This window comes from Nitrosospira sp. Nsp13, from assembly GCF_900101945.1.
Classification (GTDB): domain Bacteria; phylum Pseudomonadota; class Gammaproteobacteria; order Burkholderiales; family Nitrosomonadaceae; genus Nitrosospira; species Nitrosospira multiformis_D.
The window spans coordinates 97,297-111,808 of the sequence record NZ_FMVD01000001.1 but is presented as its reverse complement, the minus strand read 5'-3'; the positions used below and the strand labels follow the sequence as shown (position 1 = coordinate 111,808).

Sequence of the window (14,512 nt, the reverse complement as noted above, 5' to 3'; positions counted from 1 at the left end):
GTTAATACTCCGCTGCTTGCGGCGGGGTGGTTTATTCTGTCTTTCTCCTCTTCATTCCTCATATCAATAAAAATATAAACGAACTGTTTATTTTACTAAACAATTTGTTTATTATAAGGACGTTTATTGCAAGCCTTGCATAGTGAAATAATGGGAGCACCGCTCCGTGGGAGTTTCAGCTGAATGGTAACCACGATCGGTGCTTACCCAGATATGGATTACTGCTTGGATGGCATAAGCTATGAATGAGCAGCTGGGCTGGTGAAGCGAAATCCAGCGACGCAAATGGGGCCGCAATAAACACCACAAAACACCCGGCAGATCCACAAAGGCTGACGAGGGTTCAAACGAGCCCAGCTCTGCTGGCCAGCGTTATTCACGCCGCTGACGTCAATTTTTTGAGCCGCTCTGGCGAAATATCCTGACTGCCTCAATTGGAGACGAAAATCAGTATTTACAGAAATAATTTCCTTTTCTACCGTATCCCTTCACGGAACATAGTTGCCGTTTTGACATTCGCGGTCTTTTTGTCCCTTACGCTAGTGAGCTGGTCGGTTGTCAGGGATTTACAGGAGCGCGATGCAAACAATCGGTTTGATGGCCGTTTGGCCGACGTTGTCTCACAGATCCAGGCCAGCTTCTCAAACTATGATCAAGTACTAAAAGGCGCCTTGGGGCACTTGCTTGCTTCTGAATTCGTTTCCCGCGATGAATGGCGCAAGTATGTGGGTACGCTACATTTAGGGGATAGCTACCCGGCAATTCTGGGTATCGGGTTTGCAAAACACATTCGTCCGGATGAAATGGCCACGCATCTTGCCTCGATGCGTGCGGAAGGTTTTCCGGCATACAGGGTTTGGCCCGAGACATCTCGGGAAGAATATACCTCGATTGTTTATCTCGAACCATTCTCCGGAAAGAATATGCGGGCGCTGGGATACGACATGTATTCACATCCCGTCCGGCGCGCAGCGATGTCGCGTGCCCGGGATTCCGGAGAGACCACACTCTCCGGCAAGGTAAGGCTTGTGCAGGAAACCGAAGCGGATGGTCAGGCGGGTGTTCTCATGTATACACCGTACTATGGGCCCGGAAAGTTACCCGAAACACTTGAGCAAAGACGCTCATCGCTTGTTGGCTATGTCTACGCGCCCTTCAGGATGGATGATTTTATCGGAGCCGTTCTTCGTGCCGAGCTTGATGATCTTGATATAAAAATCTTTGATACCCAATCCGTTGCACAGGATTTTTTGCTTTTCGACAGTAACAGAAATCCACCTGTACAAGCCTCCGTACCGCAATTCAGAAAAACAATCACCATGCCGGTTTATGGCCAGATATGGACGATCGACGCTACTTCACGTCCCCGGTTCGAGCAAGCCATCAACAGCCAGGAACCCTTGCTCATATTGATCGGCGGGATTCTGGTTAGCATTCTGACCGCCGTCGTTTCATTTATGCTCGCCGTAAACAAGGAAAAGGTCGATGCCATAAAGCAAGCAAATAAGGAATTACTATCCGCAATTGAGGATCAGCAAGCGGTAACCGTGGAGCTCTCCAACTCAAGACTTCGTACTCAAAGAATACTGGAAAGCATTACTGACGCTTTTTTCACACTCGACCGCGAGTGGCGCTTTACCTACTTGAATAAAGAAGCCGAAACGCTATTGCGGCGAAATCGTGCTGCTCTTCTCGGCAAGAATGTCTGCCAGGAATTCAAGGAGGCCATTGACAGCACCTTTGATCGCGAATTTCATCGGGCACTGTACGAGAATGCTTCGATGACTTTTGAAGATTTCTATTCACCGCTCGCTAAATGGTTCGAGGTCCATGTTTACCCTTCGGAAGAAGGCCTGGCTGTTTATTTTCGCGATATTACCGAGCGAAAACGGTCAGAGACCGAGCGGGAGAAGCTATATCAGGAGAAGCTGCTGCTGCTGGAATCCACAGGTAAAGGGATTTATGGAATTGATCTTGAAGGGCGCTGCACGTTCATCAATAGTGCGGCAGCCAATATGCTGGGTTACCCGGTATCGGACTTACTCGGCCAGCACATGCACACATTGACGCATGACCGTCACGCCGACGGCTCAATTTATCTGGTAGAGCAATGCGCAATTCTTCAGACGCTCCAGACCCAGCAGCCCAGTCACGCGGATGACGATATTTTTTGGCGGAAAGATGGAAAACGCCTGCCTGTGGAATTTACGTCATACCCGATTATAGAGGATGGGAAAACAACTGGCACTGTTGTTATCTTTTCGGATATCACTCAGCGCAAAGACGCTGAACTGGCGCGCAGGGTGGCCGATGCACGTATCCGCGAGCAGGCGTCGCTGCTTGACAAGGCAAAAGACGCGATTATTGTCCGCAGCATCAATCATCGTGTTCAGTTTTGGAACCAGGGCGCTGAGCGGCTTTATGGATGGACACTGGAGGAAGTGAATGATAAATCCATAGAAAATCTTTTATATGATGACTCCATAGCCTTCCATGAGGCGATGCAATTGGTGTTACGTAACGATGAATGGAATGGCGAGCTCACACAACGCCGCAAAGATGGAAGTACTTTAATAACGGAAAGCCATTGGACCCTGGTTCGGAATGACAAGGGCCAGCCGCAATCCATTCTCACCATCAACACCGACATCACCCAACGCAAGGCGGCAGAAAACGAAATTCACCATCTCGCCTTCTATGATTCCTTGACCCAACTACCGAATCGGCAACTTCTGCTTGATCGCCTGCAGCAGGCTCTGGCGGCAAGTGCCCGTAATCATAACATGGGTGCACTATTGTTTATTGATCTGGATAATTTCAAAACCCTCAATGACACGCTCGGCCATGATATAGGAGATCTACTCCTGCAGCAGGCGGCTCCGCGCCTCGTCTCGTGTGTACGCGAGAGCGACACAGTGGCTCGTCTGGGGGGTGACGAATTTGTGATAGTCCTGACAGGCGATTTAGGTTTACATTCTCATGAAGCCGTTGCTCAAATAAAGATGGTGTGCGAAAGAATTCTTGCTGCATTCAATGAGCCGTTCCATTTGGGAGCCTATGAGCACCACAGTACTCCAAGCATCGGTGTCGCACTGTTCAACGACCAGCCAACCACACTGGACGAATTGCTGAAACGGGCCGATCTTGCCATGTATCAGGCCAAGGCATCAGGTCGTAACACCATGTGTTTTTTCGATCCGGACATGCAGGAAGTCGTGAATGTCCGTGTGGTTCTTGAATCCGATTTACGCAAGGGTTTGGAAAAAAGTGAGTTTCTCCTTCATTATCAGCCCCAGGTGGACAGTAATGGGGATGTGACAGGTGTTGAAGCATTGGTGCGATGGCAGCATTCACGACGCGGCCTGCTGCCTCCAGCTGAGTTTATTCCTCACGCCGAAGAAACCGGTCTCATCTATCCCTTGGGTCACTGGGTGCTGGAAACCGCATGCACGCAACTGTCGGCCTGGTCCGCACGACCGGAAACAGCTCAGCTTAATATGGCTATAAATGTCAGCCCCCGTCAATTCCGCCATCCGGATTTCGTCGAGCAGGTATTCTCCGCACTCGATCACACCGGCGCCAATCCACGGAAACTTAAGCTTGAGCTTACCGAGAACCTTCTTGTGCACAATGTGGAAGACATCATTGCTAAAATGATTATACTGAAAACCCGCGGTGTGGGCTTTGCTTTGGACGACTTCGGCACCGGCTATTCCTCACTCTATTATTTGAAACGCCTGCCCCTGGGCTGGCTGAAAATCGATCAATCCTTCATCCGGGATGTGCTAACCGACCCTCATGACGCCACTATTGTTCGGGCCATTCTGGTTCTAGCAAAAAGCATGGGGTTATCCGTGATTGCCGAGGGCGTGGAAACCAATGCACAGAAAAGCTTCCTCTCCCAGCATGGCTGCGACGCTTACCAGGGCTACCTTTTTAGCCGGCCACTGACATTCGAACAGTTCGAGGTATTTTATTCACGTAAGGATACTGCCTTGATTGAATCGTAGTTTCTGGCAGTCAGTACGAATTACTATTTTAGAGGTCACCTCTCCGGCGAATAACAAGTGATTGGGGTTAGCGTAATACTGCATAAGCTTGGAGTACAGTCAATGTCCTGTATTGCGCCGATTGTTATCCATTGAGTGCCTGATTGGCGCAGCCGGAGCTTCGGATGCAGGTGCATTAAGTAATTTTTAGTCGTGTTCCATCTTCTATTCTTTTATGGCAAATTGTAAACAAATAGTTTATTTAATTAAACAATCTGTTTACAATAAATATTATTGGTGATCAAACATACAAAATGGAAGATAGCTATGCGCGTCTGCTAAAAGCAGCCAAGGAACTCAGAGGAGCGAAAAATGAGGCGGCTGTTGCCCTGCTGCTCAATATTTCGGAACAAGCGCTCCACAATTGGAAAAGCAGAGGCGTTCCACGAAGAAATCTGATTGAAATTGAAGCCAGAATCGGCGCTTATCCGATGTGGATCGCTACTGGAGAAGGCGACATGAGCGCTGGAATGCAGTCCGATCAGCCCAGCGAGTCTCTTATTATTGATGTAATAGACGCGATGAGGTCTATGTCATTGGAAGACATGCACTTAATCGCGGAACTATGTAAAAAATTTAGTAAAGAAAATCACAATATCGAGAAGCAGAAGAATGCCCCTGCTACCCGGAAGCTCGCACCAGATCATTCATTCTGCCCTGTCTCCTCGCCATTTTGGTCAGATCGAAGAACTATTGAACGTAGAAAAATCGATAACCCAAAATGGCATGGAACTAAAGACAGGCGAAAATATGAAAGGGGGATAACAAATCGCCAGGGTTGACATCAAGTTTGTTAGTCGGCGGGCAGCACAAATTACCCCCCGATTCAGTCAGCACCAATGGAAATTTGAGGAAAATCCCGGCAGGTTATAGAACGAACCATTCCCCTACCTCATTAGCGAGTGGGAATAAAAGTCCCGGAGCCAAATCAAACTATGAAAATCATTGAGTTAGATCAACAGCGATCAGAACATTCACTTAAGGAACTTGAACGTTCTCATTCCATCCTTAACGTGCTAATGGCAGGCCTATCCTCCCCTGCCCGACGGGAGCTCGTTGGTCTGCTTCAAATTCTATCCGAAGGCGCCGAGTCTCAGGAATCATCCGATTCTATTCGCCAGAGGGCTTTACAGATTGTATCCGGAATCTGCAAACCGCATCAGATTCAAGAGCAGACTCCTCTCAAAATCTTACTGCGAGGCCATCAACAAGGGTTGGGCGAAAGGCGGCAACGTGATAGACGACAGCAGTCCGCCAATTCCGGTAAACCCTGGACGACACAACAGGAGCAGATTTTAAGAAATCTCGCAGAGCAGAATATTCCGATAAGACGAATCGCATTAAAGTTAGGCAGGAGTTCAACAGCAGTTCATTCCAAAGCCAGGGAAATCAATATACCCCTGAACTCCACCAAAGTGCCTGAATTCTAGGGAATTCCTGAATGTGAAGGTCAGTAAAACTCTCCATAGCAGCACGAAATGAGAACAAGGAACCGATGGCTCCTTGTTGTTTTTCAAGTCAAAACCCGTTTTTCGGGTCAGGCTCGGCGGCGGCGAGCAACCGCGCCTATCATGGCAAGACCGGCCAACAGCATGGCATAGGCCTCGGGTTCAGGGATAGGTGCGAGAAAGCCGCGAATCTCCCCGGCAGGAAATATATTGGTGTGAATGTTAGCATAGGCGGTACCCCCATCCAGCCCTGCCACCAGTGCATTGAAGGCGCCACCGACGCTTCCATTGGCTGTGACGAATGCCGGATTGTAGCTTGAGGCAGCCGTCATATCGAAGGTGCGATCATAAGTGCCCGATGTCACGCCAGATGGAAAGTCCGTAAATGTGGGTAACGTAGTGGCTACGCCGATGGTGCCAGCTCCTGGCACGGCCGTACAGCAATGGATATGCGAAGCGGTAACATTTCCCTGAAGGCCGCTGAAGCTTTCCTCAACCCGCATCGTTACCAGATCGAAATCAACGGTGATTTTTGCCGTACCAGTGCCCGGAGAAATATTCGGCGGAGCCTCGCTAGGCCCATCAAGCGAGGTTGTGTATACAATCTGGTGGGCGGCGGCCGGCATGGCAGCAACTGACGCGAAAAGGCATCCTGCAAACAAGGTACTGAGTTTCATGATCGTTTATCCTTTATATGAAGTGGACTGCCAGATGCTGCAAAGAATAACCAGCGAATCGTGAACGTTGTAACCAGGAATATGCAATACAAGAAAGGCTAAAACATTGTACATATCATCATTGGTATTTCAATAGCACTTTCTGACTGTATCAAGCATGCTGGGCGGAACAATAAATATGCGCGCGGTTTTATCGCTAGGGTGTGACGTTTATGTCATCATTTCTAGCGAAAATATCTATGAAAACCGGCCTCGCTGATACGCAGAAAAATTGCTTTCATATCTTATCCATAATCACCGGTCTGACTCGGGTCGCTCCGCAAACCAGCTCCGCAAGAGATACCGGGTTGCAGTAAAATTGGAGATTTACCGCGTAACACTTTCTGGTATCCCGGGCTAGCAATTTGCCAGGCTTGAGGCTGCAGACTTTCAGGCAATTGCCATTCTCCTAATCATCCACGTTATATGATTAAAAATTTGACCATTAGATCGCGTCTGATCCTTATTCTCTCCGTCCTCGTGATATTTCTGCTGGGAATTGAAATGCTCGGCCTGTTTGGAATGAGTAATGCGATCGATGGCTTGAAAACCGTTTACCATAATCGTGCCATTCCGCTCAAACAAGTCGCTGAAATTGAATCACTCTTGCTGCGAAATCGAATCGCTATTACAGCGGCCCTGATGATGCCGACGCCCGAGACTATTCGAAAGAAAACTGCGGTAGTTGATCAGGACATCGAGACGATGACTCGAATCTGGCAAGCTTACATGACAACCTATCTTGGTGCGGAAGAAAAAGAGCTCGCCGCACAATTCGCCCAGGATCGGGACAAATTTATCACGGAGGGCATAATCCCCGCGGCAACTGCCTTACGTAAAAATGAAATCGGCGAAGCGTACCGAATCCTCATAGAAAAGGTTCGTCCTCTTTATACGCCGGTCGATGCAAGCATCAAGGCCCTGGTCAAGCTGCAACTGGATGAAATCAGTCGAGAATACGACCGGGAGCAGAGCCGCTACGAAACCATTCGGAACATTCTGATCGCATCGATAGCCATCGCTCTGGTACTGGCGGCACTGATCAGCGTCGTACTCAGTGATGCAATCTTCCGGCCTCTGGAAAATGTGGTGACAATTGCTCGAGGCGTCGCGGTAGGTGATTTTATGCAGGAAATTGAGGTCCGTTCGAACGATGAAATCGGCCAGCTTATGCAAGCCCTGAAGGAAATGCGAGATAGTCTGGTGGATACTATTGGCCAAATACGCGATAGCGAAGCGCATACCCGCGCTTTACTGAGTAATCTGATCGATGGCGTTGCTTCGATTGACGAACGGGGCGTGATTAAAACGTTTAATCCTGCCGCTGAGCGAATTTTTGGTTATGCGGGAAGCGAAATTATCGGGCACGATGTTAACCTGCTGTTCCCCAAGCCAAGGCCGGCATGGGATCGAGATGCCGACTATTTCAGGAAATATCTGGAAGCAGGAAAGTCCAAGGCTCTTGGCGTTACCAGTGAAGTGATCGGCCTGCGTAAGGGTGGCACCATGTTCCCTATGGATCTTGCCGTGGTTGAGATGCAGGGTGGAGAGCGCCGCATGTTCGTCGCCATTGTACGGGACATCAGTGAACGTAAGATGGTGGAAGAGCAGAAAGCGCGTTTGATGGACGAACTGGAAAGCGCCAATGAAGAATTAAGGAATTTCGCCCATGTGGTATCTCACGATCTAAAGGCACCATTACGCGCCATCGGTGCGTTGGCGGACTGGCTTTCCACGGATTATGCCGACAAATTCGATGTCGAAGGCAAAGAACATATGCGTTTGCTTGTCAGCCGGGTGCATCGCATGAGTAACCTGATCGATGGTATATTGCAATATTCGCGCGTAGGCCGCGTGAGAGAGGCACTGGTTGAGCTGGACCTCAACCAGGTGGTACTTGAGGTAATTGATCTCCTGTCTCCGCCCGCAAATATTACCATCAGGGTAGAGAATCCCTTACCTCGAATTATCGCGGAACCCACTCGCATCCAACAGATATTCCAGAACCTGCTCTCGAATGCTATTAACTACATGGATAAACCCCAGGGTGAAATTCGCATTGCCTGTTGCGTTGAGGGTGAGCAGTGGAAATTCAGTATCGCCGACAATGGACCCGGCATCGAGGCGCGTCATTTCGAAAGAATTTTTCAGCTATTCCAGACGCTCGCCCCGCGCGACAGGATAGAAAGTACCGGTGTCGGACTAGCTCTCGTGAAAAAAATTGTGGAGATGTATGGTGGTCAAATCTGGGTCGACTCGAAAACTGGTGAAGGTAGTACATTTTTTTTCACCCTTCCCAAAATTGCGGCAAATATTAACTCCGATAAAGGAATAGAAACGTGAAAACTACCAATAGGCCCATTCTCCTGGTGGAAGACGATCAAGTCGACACAATGACGGTCATGCGCGCCCTGAAGGAGATCCATGTAACGAACCCAGTTGTACACCTGGAAAACGGTGAGGAAGCGCTGCTTTATCTACAAGACCCGGCAAGCGAAAAACCGTGCATTATTCTGCTTGACCTGAATATGCCGATCATGAATGGTATTGAATTCCTGCAGGTGGTAAAACATAATGATCAATTAAAGCGTATTCCGGTAATTGTGCTAACTACATCGGAAGAACAACAGGACAAAATGAGCAGTTTTAACCTGGGCGTTGCGGGTTATGTGGTTAAACCGGTCGATTACCGGCGCTTCGTCGAAGTCATGCGCTCGATTGATGCCTATTGGAACATTAGCGAAATGCCTTAATCGCTTAACTGGGTATTCGTCCGCCAAGCATGCAGAAAGTGTGCTGCCGAGTACCCAGTTCGTTGTGAATATTCTCATCTTCCGCCTATGAGAACAAACGCGATGAAAACCCTATCAGGAATTAAATCGTATCCTGCGGCACAGGTAGACAAATCCATTGAGGCTCTGCGCAAAGCAGCTTTAGTTTGTCGTGTCTGCCCACTACGTACGCCCACCTATACCAGCGGCCAGGATTGATAAGTGATGGGTGAAATTCGAATTGGAATTTCGGGTTGGCGCTATCCGCCATGGCGGGGCGTTTTTTATCCTCCCGGTCTTCCACAGCATCGCGAGCTCGAATACGCCTCCGGTAAATTTCCGACAATCGAAATAAACGGGACATTTTATTCGCTGCAAAGGCCGGAAAGTTTCGAGCGCTGGTATAGCGATACGCCGCCGGGCTTCGTTTTCAGTATCAAGGGGCCGCGCTATATCACGCACATAAAGCGCCTGCATGATGTCGATGGCCCGCTCGCCAATTTCTTTGCTTCGGGAATATTCAAACTTCGAGAAAAACTCGGCCCCATTCTATGGCAATTCCCACCCAGCTTCCATTATGACCCAGAAAAACTGAAGCATTTTTTCGAGCTTCTACCGCGCGACACCAGCCAGGCGTTAAGTCTTGCCCGTCGTCGCGAACCTCACATGACCGGGCGCGTATGTTTGGCAATCGACACCAACCGCATATTGCGCCACGCGATTGAGATCCGGCATGAAAGCTTCATCGATGATTCGTTCGTGCGACTGCTGCGTGAACATAATATTGCATTGGTTATCGCGGATACTGCGGGAAAATGGCCCTACCTGGAAGATATTACCGCCGATTTCATCTATCTCCGCTTACATGGTGACAAGGTGCTTTATGCAAGCGGCTACACTCCTGAGGCACTGACGCGCTGGTCAGTGCGAATGCGCACCTGGCGCACCGGCTCCCAACCAGATGACGCGCATCTCATCTCGGCGCAGTCCCCGCTGCAACGACAGTCTCGCGATATCTATTGCTATTTTGACAACGATGTCAAAGTGAGGGCTCCATTTGACGCCCAGGATCTGATAACAAAACTATAGCTCTCATCTGATCCGTACCTGATCCCTGTCAGCCTGTAGGCCGAGCCATCACGGAATCGCTGCCTGAACAATAGATATTCATCTCTGGTCTTCTCACTTGCCTGGCGTTCCACCAATCATGATAAGATTTCGTTTCGTACGTCAACCTGCTCCGCCAATGGAGTTCCCTTGCACTTCAATTTCGATTCCGAGCTGATCGTGATCACGTGTCCTCACTGTCACGGGAAGTTCGACGAAACCATCTCGCGGCTAAAGTATGAACCAAGGCTTTCTTGCCAGTACTGCGAAGAATATATCCGTGTGAACCTCCTTGAGTTGCATGGCGCACTCGAATCAGTTCGGCAATCCAGCGATGATCTTTTAAAGAAATTGCTCAACACTAATAAATGATGTTTTAAGATGATGGGCCCGCACTCCCCCAAAGGACCATTCATAATAAAGTTTTGCGTAATTTTTTCTTCCTGCTCGAAGATAAATTCAGTGTCATGCGAGATTATCTTATGGAAGAACCACTGCTTCACCAGGATCGATCAAATACAAGATCACTGCGAGTCCAACCGTTTTAATCGGGGAGTGTACTTTAGTCCAGTATCTGAAGCGTCTAAAACCGGTAGAATGTCATAAGGCCAATTTCTCCCAAAGAAATATACGGATTCAATGACGGAACCATTCCGCTCTCTTCCAGACACACATTACCATCGCATCGCTGAACCGATCTTAACCAGCGGGCTTGGTCAGAAACTTTTAATTCCGCGACATATGCAATGGCAAAGCCTCAACTCGCATGCACGTTTCCCTACCAATTGGGGGAAGTAGCGGCGGGGATTAAAACATGAAGGTCGTAATATGCGCTTGGCTTTTCTCAATCGTATCAATCGGCACACCAATAGTAATGTCGGAACGGCGTGACCGAACATGAGCAATTCATATGCCTCAATCCAGGAACAACTCACGGGGAGGTGAGTACATGGAGGCAAACTATCAACCCGGTAAACTGCACCACGCTTGTCTGACGCCCGACTCGATGGATCGGAGGCGCATGAAAGCAACCTTCGGTCCCTACGTCGTAAGCGCCGCGAAATCCCTTGATCGCTCAGAACGTCTGGTAAAAACATCATACTTGAGGAAGGGCTACTCCGCGGATCACATCATGACATCCGCGGATATGGTATTCGATGCCGAACTATGCGGCATGGTGGTTGGCACAGTAATGATGCGATTGGATTCCACTAACGGATTATACGGCGATGCAACGTATTCCCATGAACTGGACGCTATACGGCTTTCAGGCCGGAAACTGGCGGAACTATGCAGGTTCGTCATCATGCCCGGTCAACCGACAAGTGCAGTCATGGGCGCACTGTTTCACTTTGTCTATGTTTACTCACACTTGATGAATGGGGTAACCGACCTCATCTGCGAGGTTGTACCCAATCACGTAGCGGCGCAAAAACGGCTGCTCGGATTCTTGCAGATTGCCGGCCCAAAACCCTGTGAGCGAGTAGGAGTAGATGCGGTACTATTGCATAGGGCGTTTGAGATTGAATCGTCCTGAACCCGGCAACCGGATGAGATTGAATAGCCCTTTCTGCAAGGGACCTTAGCAATGCCAGAAAATGGGCGGAGAGTCGATTTACACAACAGTGATAGCTAAAACACTGGGCAGCTTCCTTCCAAGAATGATGGCAAAAACTAATGTGAGACCATTGTAAAAGTGAAATCAGGAATCATTTATAATAGTAAATATTCTTGTGGATCCATGAAGAGCAAGAATTGCAAGACAGTGCTATGATTAAACGCATGCTGGGTGGCGATCCCTTTATCCCGCCTACTCCTCTGGTTGGTGGTTATCGCGGCGATTAAAAACAGTTGTTTCACCCTTTCACGTAGGTTTTGGTTTGCCGCTTTGGTTAAAAGTCAAATGCGCTCCATTACTATTGCTATTGCTCTTATTACCTCTATTACTCTGCCTTTCCCGGCAGCCGCAGACCTTACCGACCAGGTAATCCGTGCCCAGGTGGTCCAGATTGTTGATGGCGATTCACTTACCATCGTAATCGATGGAGAAATGGTAAGAGTGCGGTTGGCGGAAATTGATGCGCCAGAAAGCAAGCAGCCTTATACCAAGCGTTCAAAAAAATCCCTTTCCGACCTCTGTTTCTGGATCGAGGCAGAACTGACATCCATAACAAAGGATCAATATGGACGCACTTTAGCCAGAGTCAAATGCAATGGGCTGGATGTCAGTGCAGAACAAGTGAAGCGTGGAATGGCTTGGGTATATGAAGGGCATGCGAAAGATCCCGAACTCTACAAATTACAAGCTGAGGCCCGGGCTGCTAAACGGGGATTATGGTCGACTAAATACCCTATCCCACCGTGGCGATGGATGAAAGAAAACCGTTAGCTGCCTGATCTCTGATCAACCGCAAGCCTATTGCGCCCGACGCTTGAGAAGAGTCTTGTCGTGGAGCTGTTCGGTTACCTGACCAAACAGAAGAAAAATACCCTATATATTTTAGTGCGTAAGCGTTCAGCTGACTGCTACATATCTGCCATGCAATATAGAGAGCATAACCGCGGAACATATCAAAAACCGCATGGATATTGGAGGCGGGGGTACTGTGAACGATAAAACATTTGACTTTCGAAAGATCTTTGAAGGCATGATGTCTTATCTCTACCTCAAATCAGGGTGGTGGTTCTTGGTGCCCGGGCCAGTATTGGTCCTGAGCTCCCCATCATGGTGGTTTAGATTGCCGCTCAGTGTTCGTAACGAAATTGGTATTGATTCTTTGATTATATCTATCTATTGGTTGATCGGAATAGCTGTTATCTCTGTCGCATTGGGTTTTTTCTTAAGGGGACTCGCGTTCGGCATTTTGTCAGAAAACAGATTTAGAATTATTATTTGCGCGTCGCTTTCAGCTTTATTTGGATTAGTCTCTCTTGGACTTACAGCAATATGGATTGCCATATTTTATTTTGATCAGGACTCATTTGACCTAAGCAGCGCAGTGATGCACGGAGTATTCGCGACATCTCAATTTCTCATAGTAGCGGGTTTTTTATGGCTTATTTATTCCAAAAAAAAGAATTAGCATGAAATTCGAGGAGCTATACAAACCCTTCGATGTCATTATCGATAGTGTTCGCGCATGGGTAGCTACCATCATGAATCCATCAAAGATGTGTAGATCAATTTTAGATGAAACCCCGGATACGGCTGATGCCGTAACCCGCGCATTAAAGATTTGGTTTGCAGGGGCGCTTGTAACGATACTTTTTGCGCAAGGCGCTATCTATAGATTTTATAATATCGATCCGTTTAGCTTGGAGTTCTATTCAAGCATAGCTGCAATCCTATTGATAGGATCCTTCTTACTGGTGTTGCCGGTTTACTGCGCATTTTTTATTCTTAGGCTTTCAATCTCATTCCGCGATACTTTTATAACTTTCCTTGTATTAACTGCTGTCTTTTTTCCTTTAATTGCCCTGGCCAGCACACCAATTCTGGTAGTAATACTTGAATTTCTCCGTATCATAAAAACTCACGCCATTGACTTATCCACATGGGATAATTTCTTTACACAAATAGGAGTTGCCTTTATGAAAACGGTCGAATCCAACAAAACTACTTGGACCATATGGTCACACTCACAAAGTCTCACTTCCTCAATTCCAGCATTTCTTTTTGCCATACAGGTTTCTATCATTTTCAATTTTTTATCAGAGCGATACCAGATCGAACGAATTCGTGTATTTGATGCGGGAACTTTTGGTTTAGTAATGGGTGGATCTTTGATCGGTATCGTATTGGTAAGTTATCTCTTCACACTTTATACATTTATGGTGAAGTAAGTTTTCACCGGTGGTACACCACCATTGACCTATGCCGCCACCGCCGCCGACAATTGTGCCATCACTCTATCCCCAACCCTTTAGTATCGTAAGCTTTTCACCTGATCTCCCATTTCCAAGTTTCAACCTAAGGCCTGTTAACACTTATTTCGCACCCGCGTTGCTACACAAAAATGCGGAGGCAAAACGCGAAGCGCAGGCCATAGTGGGCCTATAGCCAAGCTTTGCAACGCGGCATCCACATTTTTTGTGCGCAACCCGAAGGGAAGTGATGGATTTCATCCAGCCCTTCGTTACTTGCTGCTTACGAAGACCTGCTCCGCCGCGCGCCTCATGTCTCGTGCTGGATGAAATCCGTCGCCGTCGCGGGTGCAAAATAAGTGTTAACAGGCCCTAGATTTGAATGGGGGTGAACACCGCCTTTTTAATGCCTCTTTACACTTCTAACAATGACAAACTAATCACATTTTCGGAATCTTTTCTTGACACCCACTATGTTAACTTGCTCTCGTGTTCCCCCTTAGTGGTTCCAGTGTGCTCAGCGATCTTGCAGGTGGAAAGCAGGGAGTTCAGATGAG

At 48.1% G+C, this 14,512-nt stretch carries 11 protein-coding genes; 10 read left to right on the top strand and 1 reads right to left on the bottom strand.

Features of this window, described 5'->3' with window-relative positions; all coding sequences use genetic code 11:
• Window positions 1–527 precede the first annotated feature (527 nt).
• The 3 genes from BLO43_RS00510 to BLO43_RS16960 all read left to right on the top strand — a co-directional run bounded on the left by BLO43_RS00510 (window position 528) and on the right by BLO43_RS16960 (window position 5,479).
• On the top strand, window positions 528–4,010 hold the full coding sequence (locus BLO43_RS00510) for an EAL domain-containing protein (protein WP_139149202.1): 3,483 nt from the start codon (window positions 528–530) through the stop codon (window positions 4,008–4,010).
• Between the two features lie 293 nt (window positions 4,011–4,303).
• Complete coding sequence (locus BLO43_RS00505) at window positions 4,304–4,831, top strand: helix-turn-helix domain-containing protein (protein WP_090905034.1); 528 nt, start codon at window positions 4,304–4,306, stop codon at window positions 4,829–4,831.
• A 153-nt stretch (window positions 4,832–4,984) separates the two neighbouring features.
• Window positions 4,985–5,479 carry a hypothetical protein gene (locus BLO43_RS16960; RefSeq protein ID WP_090905032.1) on the top strand — a complete coding sequence of 165 codons (495 nt, stop codon included), beginning with the start codon at window positions 4,985–4,987 and terminating at the stop codon, window positions 5,477–5,479.
• 107 nt (window positions 5,480–5,586) lie between these two features.
• Here the strand turns inward: BLO43_RS16960 and BLO43_RS16955 are convergent, their stop codons facing one another.
• On the bottom strand, window positions 5,587–6,174 hold the full coding sequence (locus tag BLO43_RS16955) for a CHRD domain-containing protein (protein ID WP_090905030.1): 588 nt from the start codon (window positions 6,172–6,174) through the stop codon (window positions 5,587–5,589).
• A gap of 477 nt (window positions 6,175–6,651) precedes the next feature.
• Here BLO43_RS16955 and BLO43_RS00490 point away from each other — a divergent pair, with 477 nt between their 5' ends.
• From BLO43_RS00490 to BLO43_RS00460, 7 genes are all read left to right on the top strand, one after another.
• On the top strand, window positions 6,652–8,556 hold the full coding sequence (locus BLO43_RS00490; protein ID WP_254773251.1) for a Tar ligand binding domain-containing protein: 1,905 nt from the start codon (window positions 6,652–6,654) through the stop codon (window positions 8,554–8,556).
• Window positions 8,553–8,966 carry a response regulator gene (locus BLO43_RS00485; RefSeq protein WP_041513535.1) on the top strand — a complete coding sequence of 138 codons (414 nt, stop codon included), beginning with the start codon at window positions 8,553–8,555 and terminating at the stop codon, window positions 8,964–8,966. The genes BLO43_RS00490 and BLO43_RS00485 overlap by 4 nt, the downstream gene beginning before the upstream one ends.
• Window positions 8,967–9,209: 243 nt before the next feature.
• The gene (locus tag BLO43_RS00480; protein ID WP_090905025.1) at window positions 9,210–10,073 is read left to right on the top strand and encodes a DUF72 domain-containing protein; all 864 of its coding nucleotides are present in this window, start codon (window positions 9,210–9,212) and stop codon (window positions 10,071–10,073) included.
• Window positions 10,074–11,112: 1,039 nt separating this feature from the next.
• The gene (locus tag BLO43_RS00475; RefSeq protein WP_139149200.1) at window positions 11,113–11,628 is read left to right on the top strand and encodes an N-acyl amino acid synthase FeeM domain-containing protein; all 516 of its coding nucleotides are present in this window, start codon (window positions 11,113–11,115) and stop codon (window positions 11,626–11,628) included.
• A 252-nt stretch (window positions 11,629–11,880) separates the two neighbouring features.
• Complete coding sequence (locus BLO43_RS00470; protein ID WP_254773250.1) at window positions 11,881–12,480, top strand: thermonuclease family protein; 600 nt, start codon at window positions 11,881–11,883, stop codon at window positions 12,478–12,480.
• A 193-nt stretch (window positions 12,481–12,673) separates the two neighbouring features.
• Window positions 12,674–13,174, top strand: coding sequence for a hypothetical protein (locus tag BLO43_RS00465; RefSeq protein ID WP_090905021.1), 501 nt, complete (start codon window positions 12,674–12,676; stop codon window positions 13,172–13,174).
• A 1-nt stretch (window position 13,175) separates the two neighbouring features.
• Window positions 13,176–13,934, top strand: a complete 759-nt coding sequence (locus BLO43_RS00460) for a hypothetical protein (RefSeq protein ID WP_090905019.1) — start codon at window positions 13,176–13,178, stop codon at window positions 13,932–13,934.
• Window positions 13,935–14,512 lie beyond the last annotated feature (578 nt).